The sequence below is a fragment of the Acinetobacter sp. V89_7 genome (assembly GCF_029967895.1).
GTDB lineage: Bacteria > Pseudomonadota > Gammaproteobacteria > Pseudomonadales > Moraxellaceae > Acinetobacter > Acinetobacter soli.
Genome location: NZ_JASCAJ010000034.1, coordinates 25109 through 44920, shown reverse-complemented (window position 1 = coordinate 44920; position 19812 = coordinate 25109). Strand labels below are relative to the sequence as shown.

Annotated in this window: 22 protein-coding genes; 18 read left to right on the top strand and 4 right to left on the bottom strand. The window is 44.5% G+C overall.

What is annotated here, in order from left to right; all coding sequences use genetic code 11:
- The first annotated feature begins 4 nt into the window (after positions 1-4).
- The 13 genes from rplF (at position 5) to QLG00_RS14710 (ending at position 8115) form a co-directional block, all read left to right on the top strand.
- The gene (gene rplF / locus QLG00_RS14770; protein WP_004934548.1) at positions 5-538 is read left to right on the top strand and encodes a 50S ribosomal protein L6; all 534 of its coding nucleotides are present in this window, start codon (positions 5-7) and stop codon (positions 536-538) included.
- 14 nt (positions 539-552) lie between these two features.
- Entirely contained in the window at positions 553-903 is a 351-nt protein-coding gene (gene rplR / locus QLG00_RS14765) for a 50S ribosomal protein L18 (protein ID WP_004924139.1), read from the top strand.
- A gap of 2 nt (positions 904-905) precedes the next feature.
- Positions 906-1403, top strand: a complete 498-nt coding sequence (rpsE, locus tag QLG00_RS14760; RefSeq protein WP_004657688.1) for a 30S ribosomal protein S5 — start codon at positions 906-908, stop codon at positions 1401-1403.
- Between the two features lie 6 nt (positions 1404-1409).
- Positions 1410-1586 carry a 50S ribosomal protein L30 gene (gene rpmD, locus QLG00_RS14755; protein ID WP_004924142.1) on the top strand — a complete coding sequence of 59 codons (177 nt, stop codon included), beginning with the start codon at positions 1410-1412 and terminating at the stop codon, positions 1584-1586.
- Between the two features lie 3 nt (positions 1587-1589).
- A complete protein-coding gene (gene rplO, locus QLG00_RS14750) occupies positions 1590-2030 on the top strand; it encodes a 50S ribosomal protein L15 (RefSeq protein ID WP_004934550.1) in 441 nt (146 codons plus the stop codon).
- 45 nt (positions 2031-2075) lie between these two features.
- Positions 2076-3395 (top strand): preprotein translocase subunit SecY, encoded by a 1320-nt coding sequence (gene secY / locus QLG00_RS14745; RefSeq protein ID WP_171063726.1) that lies wholly within the window; start codon positions 2076-2078, stop codon positions 3393-3395.
- 20 nt (positions 3396-3415) lie between these two features.
- The gene (gene rpmJ, locus QLG00_RS14740) at positions 3416-3532 is read left to right on the top strand and encodes a 50S ribosomal protein L36 (RefSeq protein WP_000867907.1); all 117 of its coding nucleotides are present in this window, start codon (positions 3416-3418) and stop codon (positions 3530-3532) included.
- A 106-nt stretch (positions 3533-3638) separates the two neighbouring features.
- Complete coding sequence (gene rpsM / locus QLG00_RS14735) at positions 3639-3995, top strand: 30S ribosomal protein S13 (RefSeq protein ID WP_004934556.1); 357 nt, start codon at positions 3639-3641, stop codon at positions 3993-3995.
- Positions 3996-4014: 19 nt separating this feature from the next.
- A complete protein-coding gene (gene rpsK / locus QLG00_RS14730) occupies positions 4015-4401 on the top strand; it encodes a 30S ribosomal protein S11 (protein WP_001040166.1) in 387 nt (128 codons plus the stop codon).
- A 12-nt stretch (positions 4402-4413) separates the two neighbouring features.
- Positions 4414-5037 carry a 30S ribosomal protein S4 gene (gene rpsD, locus QLG00_RS14725; RefSeq protein ID WP_004934559.1) on the top strand — a complete coding sequence of 208 codons (624 nt, stop codon included), beginning with the start codon at positions 4414-4416 and terminating at the stop codon, positions 5035-5037.
- Between the two features lie 18 nt (positions 5038-5055).
- Positions 5056-6063, top strand: coding sequence for a DNA-directed RNA polymerase subunit alpha (gene rpoA, locus QLG00_RS14720; protein ID WP_004924164.1), 1008 nt, complete (start codon positions 5056-5058; stop codon positions 6061-6063).
- Between the two features lie 18 nt (positions 6064-6081).
- Positions 6082-6459: a 50S ribosomal protein L17 gene (gene rplQ, locus QLG00_RS14715; RefSeq protein ID WP_004934563.1), complete on the top strand. Its 378-nt coding sequence runs from the start codon at positions 6082-6084 to the stop codon at positions 6457-6459.
- A gap of 165 nt (positions 6460-6624) precedes the next feature.
- Positions 6625-8115, top strand: a complete 1491-nt coding sequence (locus QLG00_RS14710; protein WP_055414910.1) for an NAD(P)/FAD-dependent oxidoreductase — start codon at positions 6625-6627, stop codon at positions 8113-8115.
- A 71-nt stretch (positions 8116-8186) separates the two neighbouring features.
- Here the strand turns inward: QLG00_RS14710 and QLG00_RS14705 are convergent, their stop codons facing one another.
- The gene (locus QLG00_RS14705; protein WP_004934569.1) at positions 8187-9359 is read right to left on the bottom strand and encodes an acyl-CoA dehydrogenase family protein; all 1173 of its coding nucleotides are present in this window, start codon (positions 9357-9359) and stop codon (positions 8187-8189) included.
- Between the two features lie 185 nt (positions 9360-9544).
- On the opposite strand from QLG00_RS14705, the gene QLG00_RS14700 reads away from it, so the two are divergent.
- The 5 genes from QLG00_RS14700 to QLG00_RS14680 all read left to right on the top strand — a co-directional run bounded on the left by QLG00_RS14700 (position 9545) and on the right by QLG00_RS14680 (position 14825).
- On the top strand, positions 9545-9802 hold the full coding sequence (locus tag QLG00_RS14700; RefSeq protein WP_004934571.1) for a succinate dehydrogenase assembly factor 2: 258 nt from the start codon (positions 9545-9547) through the stop codon (positions 9800-9802).
- Positions 9795-10181 (top strand): hypothetical protein, encoded by a 387-nt coding sequence (locus QLG00_RS14695; RefSeq protein WP_151746509.1) that lies wholly within the window; start codon positions 9795-9797, stop codon positions 10179-10181. The genes QLG00_RS14700 and QLG00_RS14695 overlap by 8 nt, the downstream gene beginning before the upstream one ends.
- Positions 10182-10707: 526 nt before the next feature.
- The gene (locus QLG00_RS14690; protein ID WP_004934582.1) at positions 10708-11802 is read left to right on the top strand and encodes a hypothetical protein; all 1095 of its coding nucleotides are present in this window, start codon (positions 10708-10710) and stop codon (positions 11800-11802) included.
- A gap of 80 nt (positions 11803-11882) precedes the next feature.
- On the top strand, positions 11883-12464 hold the full coding sequence (rrtA, locus tag QLG00_RS14685) for a rhombosortase (protein WP_282471301.1): 582 nt from the start codon (positions 11883-11885) through the stop codon (positions 12462-12464).
- A gap of 162 nt (positions 12465-12626) precedes the next feature.
- Positions 12627-14825, top strand: coding sequence for a TRAP transporter large permease subunit (locus tag QLG00_RS14680; RefSeq protein WP_004945206.1), 2199 nt, complete (start codon positions 12627-12629; stop codon positions 14823-14825).
- 39 nt (positions 14826-14864) lie between these two features.
- On the opposite strand, the gene QLG00_RS14675 is transcribed toward QLG00_RS14680, so the two are convergent.
- From QLG00_RS14675 to rnr, 3 genes are all read right to left on the bottom strand, one after another.
- Positions 14865-15074: a YheV family putative zinc ribbon protein gene (locus QLG00_RS14675; RefSeq protein ID WP_004934591.1), complete on the bottom strand. Its 210-nt coding sequence runs from the start codon at positions 15072-15074 to the stop codon at positions 14865-14867.
- Between the two features lie 35 nt (positions 15075-15109).
- Positions 15110-17149 carry a M3 family metallopeptidase gene (locus QLG00_RS14670; RefSeq protein ID WP_227264833.1) on the bottom strand — a complete coding sequence of 680 codons (2040 nt, stop codon included), beginning with the start codon at positions 17147-17149 and terminating at the stop codon, positions 15110-15112.
- 179 nt (positions 17150-17328) lie between these two features.
- Entirely contained in the window at positions 17329-19743 is a 2415-nt protein-coding gene (gene rnr / locus QLG00_RS14665) for a ribonuclease R (protein ID WP_282471332.1), read from the bottom strand.
- Positions 19744-19812 lie beyond the last annotated feature (69 nt).

The following is a 19812-nucleotide window of genomic DNA, read 5'->3' as shown; positions in this document are numbered from 1 at the left end:
CCTCATGTCTCGTGTGGCTAAAGCCCCAGTAACTGTACCTAACGGTGTTACAGTTACTCAGAACGGCCGGCAGGTCGAAGTGAAAGGCACTAAAGGTACATTGTCTTTCAACCTGCATGCGCTGGTCGAGCTAAAACAGGAAGAAGGTAAACTTCAACTTGCTCCAGTTAAAGAGTCTAAAGACGCTTGGATGCAAGCTGGTACTGCTCGCGCTGTGTTAAACAACCTTGTAAAAGGTGTTAACGAAGGCTTCGAACGTAAGTTACAACTGATTGGTGTTGGTTACAAAGCTGCGGTTAAAGGTGCAAGTATTAACCTTAACCTCGGTTTTTCTCACCCAATCGAGTATAGCCTTCCTGAAGGTGTTACTGCTGAAACTCCAACTGCGACTGAAATTATTTTGAAGTCTGCAGACAAGCAGTTACTAGGTCAAGTTGCTTCAGAAATCCGTGGTTACCGTCCACCAGAGCCGTATAAAGGTAAAGGTGTTCGTTATTCGGATGAAGTTGTTCTTCGTAAAGAAGCTAAGAAGAAATAAGGCGCGAGGTTCTTATGAACGAAAAGAAACAATCCCGTTTGCGTCGTGCGAAAAGCACACGCTTGCACATCCGTGCGTTGGGTGCGACTCGTTTGTGTGTAAACCGCACGCCGCGTCACATCTACGCACAAGTTATTTCAGCAGATGGTGGCAAAGTTTTAGCGCAAGCTTCTACTTTGGATACATCATTGCGTAGTGGTACTACTGGTAACGTTGAAGCGGCTACTAAAGTAGGTGCTTTAATTGCTGAACGTGCTAAAGCAGCTGGTGTTACTAAAGTTGCGTTTGACCGTTCTGGTTTTAAATATCATGGTCGTATCAAAGCCTTGGCTGATGCTGCTCGTGAAGGCGGCTTGGAGTTCTAATCATGGCGAAAGTTGAACAAAACGAAGGTCTCGTTGAGAAGCTGGTTGCCGTTGATCGTGTAGCCAAGGTTGTTAAAGGTGGTCGTATTTTCTCTTTCACAGCATTGACTGTTGTGGGCGACGGAAATGGCCGTGTAGGTTTTGGTCGTGGTAAAGCACGTGAAGTTCCAGCTGCTATTTCTAAAGCACTTGAAGCTGCTCGTCGTAACATGATTACAGTTGACCTTGCGGGTACTACTCTACAACACCCTGTGAATGCTCGTCATGGCGCAAGCCGTGTGTACATGCAACCTGCTTCTGAAGGTACTGGCGTAATTGCTGGTGGTGCTATGCGTGCCGTTTTAGAAGCTGCTGGTGTACATAACGTACTTGCTAAATGTTATGGTTCTACGAATGCTGCGAATGTAGTAAACGCGACTTTTAAAGGTTTGCGTGATATGACTTCTCCTGAGAAAGTTGCTGCAAAACGTGGTCTTTCAGTAGAACAAATTCAAGGGTAATCAATCATGAAAACGATTAAAGTTACCCAGATCAAATCTGCTTCGCATCGTTTGAAAAATCACAAACTTTGCCTACAAGGTTTAGGTCTGCGTCGTATTGGTCATACGGTAGAAGTACAAGATACTCCTTCAAACCGCGGTATGATCAACAAAGTCTACTATATGGTTAGTGTAGAGGAGTAAACCATGACTCTGCGTTTAAATGAACTTGCACCTGCAGAAGGTGCAAAACGTGACAACCGTCGTTTAGGTCGTGGTATCGGCTCTGGCGTTGGTAAGACTGGTGGCCGTGGTGTCAAAGGTCAAAAATCACGTAAGAGCGGTGGTGTACGCCCAGGCTTTGAAGGCGGTCAAACAGCGATTTATCGTCGTTTGCCTAAATTCGGTTTCACTAGCCAAATCGCTTTGAAAACTGCTGAAGTGCGTTTATCTGAACTCAACAAAGTGGAAGGCGAAGTTGTTAGCCTTGAAACTTTGAAAGCTGCGAACGTTGTTCGTCGTGACCAAGTTCGTGCACGTGTTGTTCTTTCTGGTGAAGTAACTCGCGCGTTTACTGTGCAAGGTGTTGCTTTGACTAAAGGCGCTAAAGCTGCAATTGAAGCTGCTGGCGGTAAAGTCGAGGAGTAATGCCGAGTGTCTATGTCTCCTAGTTCTTCAGGTCATGTCAACATGATGAAAGGACAGCCGTTTCACGTGAAATACCGTGAAATTATTCGCCGATTAATGTTCTTGATTGGTGCATTGCTGGTCTTTCGACTAGGAGCGCATATTCCGTTGCCGGGTATTGATAATGTAGCGCTAGCACGTTTTTTTAAAGCCAATGAAGGAACCTTCTTGGGTTTATTTAATATGTTCTCTGGCGGTGCATTAGAACGTATGTCAATTCTCGCACTAGGGATCATGCCGTATATTTCAGCATCGATTATCGTGCAGTTAATGTCTACGGTCGTTCCTTCGCTAGAAGCTTTAAAGAAAGAAGGCGAGCAAGGCAAGCGCAAAATTAATCAATACACGCGTTATGGCACCTTATTTCTTGCACTCGTGCAAGGTGTAGGGATGTGTGCTGGTCTGATTAGTCAGGGAATTACGCTGACTTCCGGACTAGCATTTTATGTTCCTGCGGTAACCTCTTTGGTTGCTGGAACGATGTTCCTAATGTGGTTGGGAGAACAAATTACCGAACGTGGTATTGGTAATGGTATCTCGATGATCATTTTTGCAGGAATTGTTGCAGGGTTACCCAATCAGGTAATTCAGGCCTTTACTTCTGTCCAAAATGGGCAGGGCAGTTTAATTGGAATTGCCGTATTTGCCTTGTTATCTCTTGCTGTCCTTGCAGCAATTGTGTTTATCGAAAAAGCACAACGACGCATTCCTGTTAACTATGCACAAAAGCAACAAGGTCGCCGGATATTCACTGCACAGCAAACGCATTTGCCATTGAAAATTAATATGGCCGGTGTAATTCCAGCTATTTTTGCCAGCTCATTGTTATTATTTCCAGCGAGCTTGGGTCAATGGTTAGGTAGTGCAGATCCGAATGCGGGTATTGTAAAGCGTAGCTTGCAAGATTTGGCACTCGTGTTATCGCCTGGACAGCCGTTGTATTTAATGCTGTTCGGTACGTTAATTATTTTCTTCTGTTATTTCTACACGGCACTGGTTTTCAGTCCGAAAGAAGTGTCAGAAAACTTAAAACGTAGCGGCGCATATGTACCTGGTATACGCCCAGGTGAGCAAACGGCTCGTTATTTAGATCATATTCTTAATCGTTTGACGTTTATTGGTGCGATTTATATTACTGTGGTGTGTTTGATGCCAATGATCCTGCAGAATTCATTCGGTATTCCGTTCCATTTGGGCGGTACATCGTTGTTGATCGTAGTGGTTGTGGTGATGGACTTTATGGCTCAATTGCAAGCACATCTCACGTCTCATCAATATGACAATCAAACGTTAATGAGAAAAACGACTGCTCATCCTAAGGGATAAGCGCACTTAGAGGTTTCATCATGAAAGTACAAGCTTCTGTAAAGAAAATTTGTGGTAGCTGTAAAGTTATCCGTCGTAATGGGGTAATTCGCGTAATTTGTAGCGCAGAACCTCGTCATAAGCAGCGTCAAGGTTAATCTGATCAAGACCTGTTGATTTCAGTAGGCTAATTAGGTTAATATCCGCCCCTCAAAGATTTTTTGTGGGGCGGTTGATTATCTACTGCCTTTTTGGAGAAAGTGAATGGCTCGTATTGCCGGTGTAAACATTCCGGATAACAAGCATGCTGTTATCTCCCTCACGTATATTTTTGGTATTGGTCGCCACACTGCTAAGAACATCTTAGCTGCTGCTGGTATTGGTCAAACCACTAAAATCCGTGAGTTGGATGATGCTCAGCTTGATGCGATTCGTGCAGAAGTTGCTAAGGTTCCAACCGAAGGTGACTTACGTCGCGAAATTTCCATGAACATTAAACGTTTAATGGATTTAGGTTGCTACCGTGGCCTTCGTCATCGTCGCAGCTTGCCTGTCCGCGGACAACGCACCAAAACTAACGCACGTACCCGTAAAGGTCCGCGCAAACCGATTAAAAAGTAAGATTTCTGGAAGCTAAAAGATGGCTAAAGATACTCGCACACGCAAGAAGGTCACCCGTACCGTCTCTGAAGGTGTTGCACACATTCACGCGTCTTTTAATAACACCATTGTTACGATTACCGATCGTCAAGGTAATGCATTGGCTTGGGCCACCTCAGGTGGACAAGGCTTCCGTGGTTCACGTAAATCAACTCCGTTTGCTGCTCAGGTAGCTGCTGAAGTTGCTGGTAAAGCAGCTTTGGATTACGGTTTGAAAAACCTAGACGTCCTTGTAAAAGGTCCTGGTCCAGGTCGTGAGTCTGCGGTTCGTGCATTAGGCGCAGTGGGTTATAAGATCAACAGCATTACCGATGTGACTCCAATCCCTCACAACGGTTGCCGTCCACCTAAAAAACGTCGCGTGTAAGGAGAAACATTCATGGCTCGTTATATTGGTCCAAAATGCAAACTCTCTCGTCGCGAAGGGACAGACCTGCAGCTTAAATCTGGCGTTAAACCATTTGACGTCAAAACTAAAAAACATGCGAAAGCGCCTGGTCAACATGGCCAAGCTCGCGGTAAGCAATCAGAGTATTCACTACAATTACGTGAAAAACAAAAAGTACGTCGTATGTACGGTGTGTTAGAGCGTCAATTTAGTAATTACTATAAAGAAGCAGCTCGTGTTAAAGGCGCAACAGGTGAAAACTTGTTGAAATTGCTTGAAAGCCGCCTCGATAACGTTGTTTATCGCATGGGTTTTGGTTCTACACGTGCAGAAGCTCGTCAGTTGGTAAGTCACCGTTCAATCACTTTAAATGGCCGTCGTGTAAACATCGCGTCTATTCAAGTGAAAGCGGGTGACGTGATTGCAGTGCATGAAGGTGCTAAACAACAATTACGTATCAAAAACGCAATTGAATTAGCTGCTCAACGTGGTATTCCTGCTTGGATGGAAGTTGATCATTCTAAGCTTGAAGGTACGTTCAAAGCTGCGCCAGATCGTTCTGATTTGCCTGCTGAAATCAACGAAAGCTTGATTGTAGAATTGTATTCTAAATAATCCTTGAGGTAGCAATAAATGACGCGTACTGCAAACGAGTTTCTAACTCCGCAAGCGATCAAGGTCGAAGCGGTGAGCGGGACCTCGGCAAAAGTGATTCTGGAACCTTTAGAGCGTGGCTTTGGTCACACTCTAGGTAATGCTTTACGTCGCATTCTATTGTCTTCTTTGCCTGGCGCTGCTGTGGTTGAAGTTGAAATAGAAGGCGTCGAGCACGAGTACAGTACTTTAGAAGGCTTGCAGCAGGACATCGTCGAGCTCTTGCTGAACCTTAAAGGATTGTCTATTAAGCTGTTCGATCAAAATGAAGCATATTTGACATTAGAGAAACAAGGACCAGGCGACATTACTGCCGCTGATCTACGTTTACCTCATAATGTTGAAGTGGTCAATCCAGAACATCTTATTGGTACTTTGAGTGCTTCAGGCTCAATCAAAATGCGCTTGAAAGTATCTCAAGGTCGTGGTTATGAAACTTCTGACTCGCGTTTCCCGGAAGGCGAAACTCGCCCGGTAGGTCGCCTACAGTTAGATGCGTCGTACAGCCCGATCAAACGTGTTTCTTACACCGTTGAAAATGCGCGTGTAGAACAACGTACCGATCTAGATAAACTGGTTATCGATCTTGAAACCAACGGAACTGTAGATCCTGAAGAAGCAATCCGCAAAGCGGCAACAATCTTGCAACAACAAATTGCAATTTTTGTTGATCTTCAGAAAGATCAAGCACCTGTTGCTCAAGAACCTCGTGAAGAAGTTGACCCAATCTTGCTTCGTCCAGTAGATGATCTAGAGCTTACTGTTCGTTCTGCTAACTGTTTGAAAGCAGAAAATATTTACTACATTGGTGATCTTGTTCAACGTACTGAAGTTGAGTTGTTAAAAACTCCTAACCTAGGTAAAAAATCGTTGACTGAGATTAAAGATGTTTTAGCTTCGAAAGGCTTGCAACTCGGCATGCGTTTAGAAAACTGGCCACCTGCTAGTTTACGCATGGACGATCGCTTTGCCTATCGCAGCCGTTAATTAAGTAGGACTATCACCATGCGTCATCGTAATAGTGGTGTGAAATTAGGCCGTACAAGCAGCCATCGTAAAGCGATGTTTCAAAACATGGCAAATTCATTGTTTGAGCACGAGTTAATCAAAACAACTGTGCCTAAAGCGAAAGAATTGCGTCGTGTTGCTGAGCCTTTAATCACTCTAGCGAAAAACGATACTGTAGCAAACCGTCGCTTAGCGTTTGCTCGTACTCGTAATGCTGCAACTGTAGGTAAATTATTTACCGTACTCGGCCCTCGTTACAAAGAACGTAACGGCGGTTATCTACGTGTTCTTAAAGCGGGCTTCCGTGCTGGTGATGCAGCGCCGATGGCTTACGTAGAGCTAGTAGATCGCGAAGTAAACACTTCAGCAGAATAAGTTTCTTATTCAAAAAAAGATCGGTTTTTACCGGTCTTTTTTTATGCCTGTATATTTTGTCCTGTATTGACATGAAAACCCGATAAATGGTTTAAACTTGACATTGTGTATTGTCAAATTTGTGCTTTAATAAAGTTGAACTGTTTTCAAGGTTATAAAAACAACATGGAAAAGCACATTGATATCTTGATTGTGGGTGCAGGTATTTCTGGCATTGGAATTGCCGCACACCTTTCAAAAAGTTCTCCTCAACGTCAGTTTGAGATCATTGAGCGTCGTGAGAGTATTGGCGGTACATGGGATTTATTCCGTTATCCGGGTATTCGATCAGATTCTGACATGTCAACTTTTGGTTTTAACTTCAAGCCATGGCAAAGTGCCAATGTGCTTGCTTCTGGTCCTGCCATTAAAAACTATCTGGCAGAAGTGGTCGATGAATATAAACTGGCTGAAAAAATTCATTTCAAACACCGCGTATTGTCTGCAAATTACGATTCTTTACAAAAAAAATGGTTTGTTGAAATAGAAGATGCGACACAAAAAAAACAGACGTGGATTGCGAATTTTATTGTGGGTTGCACGGGCTATTACAACTACGATCAAGGTTTTGCACCTGATTTCCCAAATAAGGAAGCCTTCAAAGGTCAGTTGATTCATCCACAACACTGGCCAGAAAATCTAGATTATGCTGGAAAGAAAGTGGTGATTATTGGAAGTGGTGCCACTGCGATTACACTAGTGCCAGCCATGGTGAAGGGTGGAGCTGGACATGTCACGATGTTGCAACGCTCACCGACTTATATCGCTTCAGTTCCAGCCATCGATATGATTTATGATCGCATGCGCAAGATTTTGCCCGAAGATGTCGCCTATAAACTGACCCGTGCACGTAATATTGGTGTCCAGCGCGGCATTTATGCCTTGTCGCAAAAGCAGCCTAAGCTGGTGCGTCGACTATTACTGAAGTCGATTGAAATGCAGTTGAAGGGCAAAGTGGACATGAAACACTTTACACCTTCATATAATCCTTGGGATCAACGTTTATGTGTCGTTCCTGATGGCGATTTATTTAAGATTCTGCGCTCTGGTCAAGCCAGTGTTGAAACCGATCAAATTCAAGAGCTGACTGAAACTGGTATTTTGTTAAAATCTGGGCAACATCTAGACGCCGATATTATTGTGTCTGCCACTGGGCTTGAGATTCAGATTTTGGGTGGTATTAAAGGCTCAATCGATGGTCAGCCATTGAATACCTCTAAATGCATGTTGTATCAAGGCGTGATGGTGAGTGATGTGCCAAATATGGCCATGATTATTGGTTACATCAATGCATCTTGGACTTTAAAAGTCGACATTGCTGCCGATTATATTTGTCGCTTGCTCAATTATATGGATCAGCATCATTACGATGAAGTTATACCAAAGGGTGATCAGGCAGAACTGCTTGATGATACTGTGATGGGAAGCCTAACTTCGGGGTATATTGCCCGTGCGGCCAATGTGATGCCAAAGCAAGGTAAACATGCGCCTTGGAAAGTCACCAATAATTATTTGGCCGATCGTAAAGCTTTAAAACAGGCGCGTTTTGATGATGGTGTCTTGCAATTCCATACGGCTACACCTGTGGCAGAGCGTAAGCCAAAACTGGTCTCGTAATAGAAGATGATCAAATTAAAAAAGGGGAGCACGTGTTTGCTCCCTTTTTTTATTAACTTAAATCAATAAACTTAAAGCGTTCGGGCAATTAATTCTTTCATAATTTCATTTGTTCCCGCATAAATACGATTGGCCCGGTTATCGATGTAAGCGCGTGCAATTGGATACTCCATCATGTAGCCGTAGCCGCCATGCAATTGTAAGCAATCATCGACCACTTTGGAGAACAGATCTGAAATTTTGTATTTGGCTGCCGCAGCTGCATCAATGCCAAGTTGATCGTCAAGTTGTAATTGCATGCAACGATCGAGATAGGCACGTCCAAAATCAATTTCTGTGCGCAATTCGGCCAGTTTGAAGCGTGTATTTTGAAAGCTTGCAATGGCTTTACCAAAGGCTTTACGGTCTTTGGTATATTGAACCGTGTGGGCAAATGCAGCCTCAGCACCGGCTTGGCAGATAATCGCCACTAGCATGCGCTCCCATGCCAGTTCTTTCATTAGCATGATAAAGCCCATACCTTCCATACCCAGCAGGTTTTCTTTGGGAACGCGGACGTTATCAAAAAATAGCTCACAGGTATCCTGACCTTTCATGCCAATCTTGTTTAACGGTTTGCCTTTACTAAATCCTGCACGGTTGGCTTCCACCATGATCAGCGATAAATTCGCAGAGCCTTTTTCGTTATGACCGGTTTTACACACCACAATGGCCATGTCACAAAGATAGCCGTTGGTAATAAAAATTTTAGAGCCATTGATTACATATTCATCGCCATCGAGTACTGCACTGGTGCGCACGGCTTGTAAGTCCGAGCCCGTACCCGGCTCAGTCATGGCAATGGCCGTCACAACTTCACCGCTCGCCATACGTGGCAACCACTGCTGTTTTTGTGCTTCATTCCCAAAATTATTGATGTAATTGGCCACAATGTCGGAGTGTAAAGAAAAGCCGGTACTTGAATCCATGGCGTAGGCTTGTTCTTCAATCAAGATCATGCTGTAGAGTCGATCCACTCCAGATCCACCATACTCTTCAGGCATGGTGGTGCATAACAGGCCTAGAGCACCCGCTTTATTCCATAAATCCCGATCAACGTGTTGCTGTGCTTCATATTTTTCGATATTGGGAACCACTTCTTTTTCATAAAACTTGCGCACGGTTTCGCGAAATGCATTGTGTTCTTCATTAAACAATGCACGTGGTAGCATGGAGGGAATTGGACGAATGGCACCAGATTGCATGAGAAATCCTTTTTAAACTGTGTTGATTCTTTGTGCAGTAAATGCCAAATCGCTAGCTAGAGACAATGTGAAGAATGCTCAATCATGATCTGGAAATGATGAAATTGGTCAATCCATAAAAATCATTCCTCCATTGATAGATGCTTCGGGTAAACTATGAGGGCTTAATCAGAAAGGGGAAATATATGTCTGAAGATCTAACACTTGAAGAACGTAAAGTTATTTACCGTGCACGACGTGGCTTAAAAGAAATTGATGTGTACTTTGATCCGTATGTCAAACATCACTATCTGACAGCTGATCCGACAGAAAAAGCATTATTTGCCGAGCTGGTCGCGCAAGAAGATCCAGATTTACTCGACTGGTTTATGGAAGTGAGTGAACCACCTCAAGTTGAACTCAAGCATTTAATTGTAAAATTGAAACATTACGTGCATGGCTAAGCAGCCATATTTTGCGCTGAAACGAAGTAAGCTTGCCCTTTTGTTTCAGCTCATGATTTTCGGTTCAATCAGTGGATTGCTCTGGCAGATCTGTCCATTGTGGCTATGGTTGCTACTCAATATCCTTATGCTAATCAGCTTTGCGATGTTTTTACGCCGACCCAGAGTAATGGCGGTAGGGCAACTTGATCAGCAGTTATGGTCTTGCCACGCTTCAGATTCAGCACAGCCTTATTCAATTGTGCTAGAGCGCGTGATTGATCACGAGTTGTATATGATCTTACGCACAGTTCCCTCTCGCTTCTCCATGGTGATTTGGCGAGATCAGGTGATGCAGCAAGACTGGAAGCGTTTGAAACGTCTGGCAAAGTTAGGTTGATTGTTTAACAATCTTAGGTAGCGACTTATAATATTTTTGATATAAATCATATAAATAAGATAATTTAAGATAAAATTGTTTGGTCATCTTACATAAAAAACTTAAAAAGTGTGAATTGTTAGACAATATCCTTCAATCTTCTTAAACCGATTCGCTAAAGTAGCCTTACCAACGCTCAATGTGAAGGAGGTCGAAATGATCGATATTCCAGCATGGTTGTTTCCAGTCATTGCCTTTGTTCTGGCGGTGATCGTAGGACGCGTGGGAACCGTAATCAAGGATTATTTACAACACCGATAGTCTCATTCTGGATTTGTCCAGTTTATAAGTAGCATGTGCTGAACCGTCGCAATGCTACTTTTTTTTGCCCAAAATTTATATATTTTTTGTCAAAATGCCAATTCATTCTACTTTAGATATGTCAAAGTATAGAAATGCAGCATCGCCTTTGACGCTTTGAAACGGATCATCCATCTGCTAATGTACGGCAAAAGCAAAACAATAAAATTACCTCGAGGAATGAGATATGTCGAATCTGCTTAAACTGGGTCGAGGACTGACCGCAGTGGTTGTTGCAACATCTGTACTCTCTGGATGTTCATATTTTATCAAATCGGGTGCGAACGTCGCCTTGAAGTTCGGTGAAAAACATATCGTACCGCCCATATTAAAGATGGATGATGTCGATATGGTCTGTAATGCTGGCAATAGCTTAACGCCTGTAGTGATGTCGACCAAAGACATGGGGGCAGATCCAACCCGCATGGCAGTGCTCCTTTATGCCGCTTCAGGCATGTGTGCAGAGCGTCAGGCATTAGAGCAAGAACTTCGCTATTTACGTGCATCCAAAGCAGGTCAGGTCTCTGAGGCTCAAGATGCCCGGATCGAGCAAAAACGCTGGGCTGCCGTGGCAGCAGAAAGACAATATTCAGGATATCAACTGTTTGCAAAGCGCTGGGAGAGCAAGTACCACTATCATCTTGGCGAATCATGCCCAACCATGCGTAACGATCTAGATCAGACCATCTACTTATTAGGTTTGGTGAGTGGCTTGCAAGCCATTACCAATGACATCAATTCGGGTGGATCGGTAAATGTACCCAAAGATATCGCAGGTATTGTAGAGCGCAGCATGACCTGTCTGGACAATACCAAGTTTTGGGGCGCACCAAATGCAACCCGAGCCGTAATCTGGACGTTATTGCCAGGGGCGGGAGATGGCAAACCAGATCCTTATACCACACTCAAACAATCTGCACAGATCGGTGAGCAAAAAGGAGTGCGTTTATCGCATGCCTTGTATGCCGTTGCAGCACAGGCCAGCGGTGATGACAGCAAGATTCGAGATGCTTTAAAAACTTATGATGCCTCGCGTGCCGAAGATAAACCAGTGAATCCAGATTTCAAACTGATCGATGCCATGGCAGGTGTTATGGTCCAAAATATTTCGGATCGTTACTGGACCGAACATACAGGTATTCGTACCGATGACGGTGGTATGAGTACGTTCTGGGATGAGCAAAGTAAAGGATCATCTGACTTGGAAGATCTTTTTAATGCCGATGGTGCAGCTGCTGCCAGTCAACCTGCGGCAACGCCGAAAGCAGTGTCGTCGAAATAAGCCAATGCCTCAATGATCTGTCGGCGATTTGACTGACGGTAGATCTCACAAGTATGCATGAGGGCGGCAAAGGAGGTCACATGAACAAACATCAATTTTGGATGTCCAGATTCATTTTTGTTGCGGTGTGTGCCTCGTTGTCTGCAAGCTTGCAGGTTTTTTCCGATGTCTTTATTTACTGGCGTGATAGTTTACCCAACGACTTCTGGCGATTCTGGACTGCGCATTGGGTGCATGTTGGTTGGATTCATTTCATTTTAAATCTGCTGGCATTTGTGTGTTTACCCTTTATTTTTCCGCATGTTAAGAATCTACAGTTGCTCATCTTGATTGTGACGATTTCACCCTGTATTAGCCTCGGATTTTATTATCTTATGCCCTATATTGAGGCCTATGCCGGCTTTTCGGGTGTACTGCATGGGCTCTATGTGGCCGTAGCATTGGTGTCGTTACGTTATCGCAAGGAGCGAAAATTTGCCGCATTGGTGTTGGCGCTGATTGTGCTCAAGGTGATCTGGGAAAATACATTTGGACAAACGGGTACGGCCCAACTGATTGGCAGTCCTGTTTTGATTGAATCACATTTGCTTGGAGCAATTGCTGGCGCTGCCGCAGGCGGACTTTATTTACTCTATACTCAATTTAAATTAGCAAAGAGTTGACACAAAACGCCTTTAAAAAAATCATTTGAGTCATTCTTATCTTGAACGGAGTGTTGCAAATTTAAACAAATATAACGTACGGCGGATGGGCGGATACCTACTGCCAAGGAACGCATGTTTATCGGTAGATAAACCTGACAATCAAAATAAAGTGGAATAGATATGCAAGAAAATCAACAACAAAGGTCTGGCCTAGGTCTGCTGGGTTATATCTGGAATGAATGGATTTCGACATTTGCCATCCTTATTTTGCTGTTACTGACCTTGATTGTCGGGACAGGAGAAATGATTCATGGGCAGCTATTGCGTATGGGTGAACGGCTCTATGGCGATCCGGCCACCGGAATGCAATATTCATTTTTACGTGCTGAACCACAAAAGCCGAGTTGCGATCGACATCCTAATATTGATGCGCAAGTTCAGGCGCAGATGAAAGCCAATAAAAATGATGAGTTTGCCGACTTCTTTGGTGCAGCATCCGAACAGGACGTTCGCGCATCACTTCTGGCAGCACAGCAGTTGTGTGAAGAAAAATATCAGTTTTATGACAAGGCAATCGCGCATTTGGACAAGCACCCAAGCTTACGGACTTATCGCGCGCTTGAAACAGGATTTTTTGGGATATTTAAATTTGGCGTGGATAATCGCACGATTTTCCTTTTGATCATGGTGTTTTTTGCCGCGATTACAGCCAGTTTAAAAATTCATCATATTGGTTTACGTAGCCCAAAATCAAAAATTGATTTTGTGGTGTACTCGATTGCAATGGTCATCGGGAATGCTTTGCTGACGCTATCGACTATCAGTCAGTATCATTCTTTAATCCAGTCCGGTGTGGCCATTACCCATGAAGCATTGGTGGTGTCGTGGCTATGGATTGGCTTATTTGGTATTTTGACATTGATCAGCGTATTTCAATTGTTTCGTATTCCTAAACAGGCGCAACCTGGAGGGAATATCGGCCTTGCCTTGCTCAGTGTACCGCTGTATGCCTATATGTCGATTTTGACGGGTCTAGCCTTTACCTTCTTTATGGATTACCCGATGGGGCAAGGGATTTACTTGGGAATTCTGGTCGAGTTTTCCGGGATTTTCCTAAATCTGGCGCTGTTTATCTGGGCGGGGATGTTACTGACCCAAACCCGAGTAATGGATCTATTTCTGGATATTTTACGTCCGTGGAATCTGGCACCTGAAACCCTAACATGGCTAATTTTGCTGGCTGCTGCGATTCCAACCGCCTATACCGGAGCTTCTGGTATTTTCGTAATTGCAGCAGGGGCAATTATTTACAAAGAAGTCTGGAATTCGGGTGCACGCCGTCAATATGCGCTAGCTGTATCGGCAATGTCTGGCTCACTCGGGGTGGTGGTTCGACCATGTTTGCTGGTGGTTTTAATTGCCATGCTGGATAGCCGTCATGTCACCTCAGATGAATTATTCGATCATGGCTTTTATGTTTTCTGGTTGACTGCATTTATCTTTTTAGGCGTATCATTATTACTGGCCGATACAAAATTCCGCGTGAATTCGCCACGTGTAGCATTACCGAATATGCTGCGTGCTTGTATTCCGGTTATTCCATATATTGTGATTACGATTGTGGTACTGGCATTTTATAAATATGCGCTCGATACCGGCATGAACGAATTTACCGCACCAGTGATCCTACCATTGATCCTGATCGCGATTATTTTGTTTGATAAAACCCGTAAAGAGCCAAAATCTGTGCCTGTATTGGCTGAGCATGAATCTTTAATTAAGGAGCATGAAAAGAACTCGCCTTTTCTGCGTGAACATGGTGCGCAAAGCAGTCAGTATCGCCGTGGATTTGCCAGATCAATGCATTTCGCAACCGCTGAAACAGTAGGACACATTGGCGCCTTAATTATTCTGATGGCACTGTCTGCAAGTGTTGGTGGATTGATTGAGCGTACCGAGATTGTCGAGTATTTACCGACTCACTTGGGCAGTATTACCATTTCATTGTTCTTTATTGCCATGTTGCTTGCGCTGATTGGTATGTGTACCGATCCATTTGGTGCAGTGATTTTGGTAGCAGCGACCATTGCACCTGTGGCCTACGAAAATGGGATTCATCCTATTCATTTCTGGATGATCGTTTTGGTGGCTTTCGAGCTGGGCTATGTGACGCCTCCAGTGGCACTGAATCACTTACTGACGCGGCTGTCGGTGGGAGATGAAGAAGTCTCGGCAGCCGATAAGGAAGCCAAAGAAAAATACACCAGTTTTTATTATCGTTATGAACGCTGGTTGCTTCCGATTATGGTGTTGTTCCCCGCCTTAATGATTGTAACCTTTGCGCCGTATCTGTTTAAAATGTTTGGCTGGTATTCATAAGTCCAATAAAAAAGCACCTTCGGGTGCTTTTTTATTGATTTAAGACTTAGTTCGTGGCTTGAACTGAATCACGCCCACTTCATCTGGCGCAGCCGGTTGTTCCGGCTCCTCCACATGAGTAGGACGATTTTCGGTGTAATCGCATTCGATACACTCGATCCATTCATGCTCATCTGTGGTTAACATGACCACGCGGTCCATTGCGCCACATTTGGGGCATTTTGCACCTGCAATGAATCGACGTTTCATGATTTACTCACCTTGCTTGATCTGGATGGATAAGTTTAAGCCGTTTGAGGGTCGTTCGTCCAACCTTGGTGACGCAATAGCGCATCAATTTTGGGTTCACGGCCACGGAAATTTACGAATGCATCCAGTGCGGTGTCTTTGCCACCAACGGCCAATATGGCCTTACGGAACTCTGCACCAGTTTGTGTATTGAAAATTCCTTCTTTCTCAAAGCGGTCAAATGCGTCGCTGGCCAGCACTTCTGCCCATTTATAGGAATAATAACCCGCTGCATAACCGCCAGCAAAAATATGGCTAAAACTGTGCTGGAAACGATTGTAAGCAGCAGTTGGCAGAACGGAAAATTCACGGCGAATCTGATCCAGCTCGGCTTGAATCTGACTGCTGGTTAATGCAGGTGTCTTGCGGTGAATCGTTAAGTCAAATAACGCAAATTCGATTTGACGTAAGGTTTGCATGCCAGACTGGAAAAAGCGTGCGCTGAGCAAGGCATTGAGTAACGCTTCTGGTAACTGGGCTTTGGTTTCGATATGTTCACTGAGCAGATTAAGACTTTGCTGATCCCATGTCCAAAACTCCATAAACTGGCTTGGCAGCTCGACGGCATCCCATGCCACCCCATGCGTACCTGCAACTGAAATATTGTCGACTTCGGTCAGCATGTGGTGTAGGCCGTGACCAAACTCATGAAACAGCGTGTTGACCTCATCATGTGTGAGCAGGGCAGGCTGTTTGCCAACTGGCGGCGTAAAATTACACACCATATAGCAGATTGGCTTTTGTAAGCCTTGTGCGCTTTGCATACGCGAGCGGAAACCACTCATCCATGCGCCACCACGTTTGCCGCTGCGCGCGTAGAGGTCGAAATAAAAACCTGCCAGCACTTGACCTTGGTCTTCAAGTTCGTAATAACGCACATCCGGATGCCAGACCGGCGCTTCACGTTCTACAATATCGACACCATATAAACGCTGCACAATCTGAAACAGACCTTGAATGATTTTAGGTGCAGGGAAGTAAGGTTTGAGTGCTTCTTGCGACAAATTAAACTGCTGCTGTTTCAGTTTTTCCGAGTAATAGCCGCTGTCCCACGGTTGTAGCTGATCGAGTCCGTCTTGACGTGCAATTGCAGTCAGTTCCTCAACTTCGTTTAGCGCAGGTGTGCGTGCATGCGCCGCTAAATCAACCAGAAAATCATGTACAGTGTCTACATCAGGTGCCATTTTACTGGCCAGTGAGTAAGCGGCAAAATTTTCGAAGCCCAAGAGCTGAGCCATTTCTTGGCGCAGTGCTAAAATCTCTTCCATCACCGCAGTATTATCGTACTCTGGATGATCGGCCTGATCCGAGGCGCGTGTCGTGTAAGCTTTATAGAGCGTTTCACGTAACTCACGATTTTCGGCATAGGTCATAATGGCCAGATAGGCCGGAAAATCTAGCGTCGCCACGGGCTGATTTAGTTCACGCTGTTGACCGTATTGTTTGAGCAATTCGATACTACTTTGTGGTAAACCTATAAGTTCCTCTTCAGACAGCGGTTTGAAATACGCTTGTGTGGCATCCAAAACATGATTGGAAAAGTCTGAAGACAATTGCGACAGGCGCGCCGAAATTTCTGCATAACGTGCTTTGTTGGCACCTTCTAATGCGACACCTGAAAGTTTAAAGTCTCGTAAGGCCAACCGAATCGCGCTTTGTTCGGCAGCACTTAAACTTGAAAATTGACTGCTGTCGTGAAGCTGTTGATAGCTTTGATACAGCGCTGTGTGTTGACCCAACTGCGTATAATATTCACTCAAGCTCGGTAAAAGCGCCTGATAGACTTCACGCGTCTGAGCATTGTTCATCACGGCATTTAAGTGTGATAACACGCCCCAAGATTCGCTCATGGCATTTTCGAGCTGATCAAGCTGTTGTACCAGCGCATGTTGTGCGGCAAAGTCTGAAGGTGGCGTATCTAATTGATCGAGAAAGCGTTGACCTGCCTGAATATTTTTTTCGATATCTTGTTTGAGGGTGTCCAGTTGAATCTGGTCAAATTGAGGAACAGGTAAATGTGCTTTTTCTAATTGCATTGTCTTCGCCGTATCGAGTGAACTTACTTATAGATGTAAGGCTTCGAGCGCTGGAAATCAAGGATGCTTTATTTCTTTTTTGCTGGGTTAAAATAATCTTTACCTTATTTTGACGGCCTAGCATGTCAATGAATGCTAGGCCATCGTTGCCATAGACCTAAAATTAATCTGCAATTAGATTAATCACTTTTAGGTTTGGCATTGGACTTTTTCTTTTTGACTTTAGACTTTTTCTTGTCCTTTTCCGCTTTCACTGCGGTTTTGGACGAGGTTTTTTTCTTGCCCGTCTTTTTGGTATAAGAGCTTGGCTTGCTTTTGTCTTTTTTCTCGGAGCGTTGCTGTTCACGTGGCTGTGTATCCGACGCACCATGAAACACCTGTTCAGTGGCTTGAGCTTTTGTAGTGCGCGGGGCACGGCTACGAATGATACGGCCGGCATGCGTGATTTGCTGCGTCAGTTCGAAATCGATTTTACGTTCATCAAGATTCACGCCTGCGACCTTGATTTTGACTTCGTCGCCCAAACCAAAGATTTGCCCACGATTTTGCCCCACAAGGCTCTGACTGGCTTGATCATAGATAAAGAAGTCATCGCCTAATTGGCTCACATGAATCATGCCATCGACATATAAATCTTTTAAGGTAACAAACAGCCCAAACTCAGTAACCGCGCTAATATTACCAATAAACTCTTCACCCAAATGTTGCTGCATATAATGACATTTGAGCCATGTGGTTACACTACGTGATGCTTCATCTGCACGACGCTCGGTACGTGAGAAATGCTCACCAGCTTCATCGAGCGCGGCACCTGAAAGTGGAGATGGTTTATGCTGTAAATGTGCTTTGAGTGCACGATGTAACAGTAAATCCGGATAACGACGAATCGGTGAGGTGAAATGCGTATAGGCCTCATAAGCCAAACCAAAGTGTCCCGCATTTTTTGCACCGTAGTACGCCTGCATCATAGAGCGCAGCAACACAGAATGAATACTTGGCGCATCAATTCGGTCTTTAGTGGCTTCAATCACGCGCTGGTAATCGGCCTGTGTTGGCTGGTCTGGAAACGGAAGGCCGAGCAATTTAACAAAATCTTTAACCTTTTGAATGCGAGAGAACTCAGGTGGCTCATGTACACGATAAAGCATCGGAATATCATTGGCCAAGGCGTATTCAGCGGCTGCGACGTTGGCAAGCAACATGCATTCTTCAATCAGTTTATGTGCATCGTTACGTGTACGTGGCAAAATTTCGTTAATACCACCTAGAGCATCAAAGGTCATGTAGGTTTCAACCGTTTCAAACTCCATCGCATGGCGTTTGGCACGCAAGTCTTTTAAAGTTTGATAGAGCTGAAACAGTGTATTTAGTGATTTTTGCACACTTTTGTCATTTGGAATCGCATCGGTTTGTCCCTCAAAATACCGCGCCACTTGGGTATAGGTGAGACGCGCTTTTGAATGCATGACGGATGGATAAAACTCATAGCTCATGACGCGTCCTGCACGCGATAGCTTGAGATCACACACCATACACAGACGATCGACATGCGGATTGAGCGAACATAAACCGTTCGAGAGTGCCTCTGGCAGCATCGGCAATACAAAATGCGGGAAATAGACCGATGTACCGCGTTCTTGTGCCTCATCATCAAGCGGTTTTCCAACACGTACATAATGGCTCACATCGGCAATAGCAATCACGACACGGTAGCCGCCACCTGCGCGTTTTTCGGCATAAACAGCATCATCAAAGTCGCGTGCGTCTTCGCCGTCAATGGTAACCAGCGGTAGATCGCGTAAATCGATTCGACCTTCAATATCTTTTTTCGAGGGTTCTTTAAAACTCTCAGCTTCCTGAATCACTTCATCTGGAAACTCATACGGCAGACCAAATTCTAAAATCGTTTGCGGAATGATAATTTCAGTATCGGCTTTATCCGACATCGACTGCACAATGTGCCCAGTTGCAAACTCTTCACGTGTTGGATAATCATCAATTGCAATACGTAGATGATCGCCAACATTGACCTTGGCGTGCTCGACCAATTCTTTTTCAAGCGGAATAGGCTGATGGGCATTTGGAGCACTTGGCTGTAAAAAATACTCGCCATCATGGACATTTAATTTACCAATCACCTGTTTCACACGGCGCTGCAATACTTCTGTGATAAAGCCCCATGCTTTGCCTTTACGATCGACAGAGCTTTGACGCACAGTCACGCGATCACCATTGAAAACCAAACGGAGTTCACGTTCAGGCAAGAGTAAATCGGTTTGTCCGTCGATATGCGCCGAACCTAAACCTTTGGCATTGATATATACGGTGGCATCAAACGTAGGTTGCTCACCAATGAGCTGGAATCTGAAACCATCTTTTGCCAGCTGACCATCACGCACCATGGCAATCAGACGATGGCTCAAGGCATCGATACTTTTTTGATCAAAAATATCAAAATGCTCGACCAGCTCGGCATGAGACTGCGGCGTATTCAATTGTTCTAATGTGCTAAGAATAAGGGTTCGGCTAGGAATAGGATTATCGTAACGTTCAGCTTCCGCTTTTGCTTCAGGATCGATCCAGTTTTTCATAATTTCGTTTGACTTCATAACAGAAGATAAGTTTAGCATACGTCATCGCATTACATACTGCACGTAATGGAT

Bases quoted from the DNA above. Each gene is read 5' to 3' on its own strand.
- secY (WP_171063726.1), top strand. From the start codon at position 2,076: ATGAAAGGACAGCCGTTTCACGTGAAATACCGTGAAATTATTCGCCGA.
- rpsM (WP_004934556.1), top strand. From the start codon at position 3,639: ATGGCTCGTATTGCCGGTGTAAACATTCCGGATAACAAGCATGCTGTT.
- QLG00_RS14705 (WP_004934569.1), bottom strand. From the start codon at position 9,359: ATGCAATCTGGTGCCATTCGTCCAATTCCCTCCATGCTACCACGTGCA.
- QLG00_RS14700 (WP_004934571.1), top strand. From the start codon at position 9,545: ATGTCTGAAGATCTAACACTTGAAGAACGTAAAGTTATTTACCGTGCA.
- QLG00_RS14670 (WP_227264833.1), bottom strand. From the start codon at position 17,149: ATGCAATTAGAAAAAGCACATTTACCTGTTCCTCAATTTGACCAGATT.
- rpsE (WP_004657688.1), top strand. From the start codon at position 906: ATGGCGAAAGTTGAACAAAACGAAGGTCTCGTTGAGAAGCTGGTTGCC.
- rpsK (WP_001040166.1), top strand. From the start codon at position 4,015: ATGGCTAAAGATACTCGCACACGCAAGAAGGTCACCCGTACCGTCTCT.
- rplO (WP_004934550.1), top strand. From the start codon at position 1,590: ATGACTCTGCGTTTAAATGAACTTGCACCTGCAGAAGGTGCAAAACGT.
- QLG00_RS14710 (WP_055414910.1), top strand. From the start codon at position 6,625: ATGGAAAAGCACATTGATATCTTGATTGTGGGTGCAGGTATTTCTGGC.
- rpoA (WP_004924164.1), top strand. From the start codon at position 5,056: ATGACGCGTACTGCAAACGAGTTTCTAACTCCGCAAGCGATCAAGGTC.
- QLG00_RS14675 (WP_004934591.1), bottom strand. From the start codon at position 15,074: ATGAAACGTCGATTCATTGCAGGTGCAAAATGCCCCAAATGTGGCGCA.
- rpmJ (WP_000867907.1), top strand. From the start codon at position 3,416: ATGAAAGTACAAGCTTCTGTAAAGAAAATTTGTGGTAGCTGTAAAGTT.
- QLG00_RS14680 (WP_004945206.1), top strand. From the start codon at position 12,627: ATGCAAGAAAATCAACAACAAAGGTCTGGCCTAGGTCTGCTGGGTTAT.
- rplQ (WP_004934563.1), top strand. From the start codon at position 6,082: ATGCGTCATCGTAATAGTGGTGTGAAATTAGGCCGTACAAGCAGCCAT.
- QLG00_RS14695 (WP_151746509.1), top strand. From the start codon at position 9,795: ATGGCTAAGCAGCCATATTTTGCGCTGAAACGAAGTAAGCTTGCCCTT.
- rplR (WP_004924139.1), top strand. From the start codon at position 553: ATGAACGAAAAGAAACAATCCCGTTTGCGTCGTGCGAAAAGCACACGC.
- rpsD (WP_004934559.1), top strand. From the start codon at position 4,414: ATGGCTCGTTATATTGGTCCAAAATGCAAACTCTCTCGTCGCGAAGGG.
- QLG00_RS14690 (WP_004934582.1), top strand. From the start codon at position 10,708: ATGTCGAATCTGCTTAAACTGGGTCGAGGACTGACCGCAGTGGTTGTT.
- rpmD (WP_004924142.1), top strand. From the start codon at position 1,410: ATGAAAACGATTAAAGTTACCCAGATCAAATCTGCTTCGCATCGTTTG.
- rplF (WP_004934548.1), top strand. From the start codon at position 5: ATGTCTCGTGTGGCTAAAGCCCCAGTAACTGTACCTAACGGTGTTACA.
- rrtA (WP_282471301.1), top strand. From the start codon at position 11,883: ATGAACAAACATCAATTTTGGATGTCCAGATTCATTTTTGTTGCGGTG.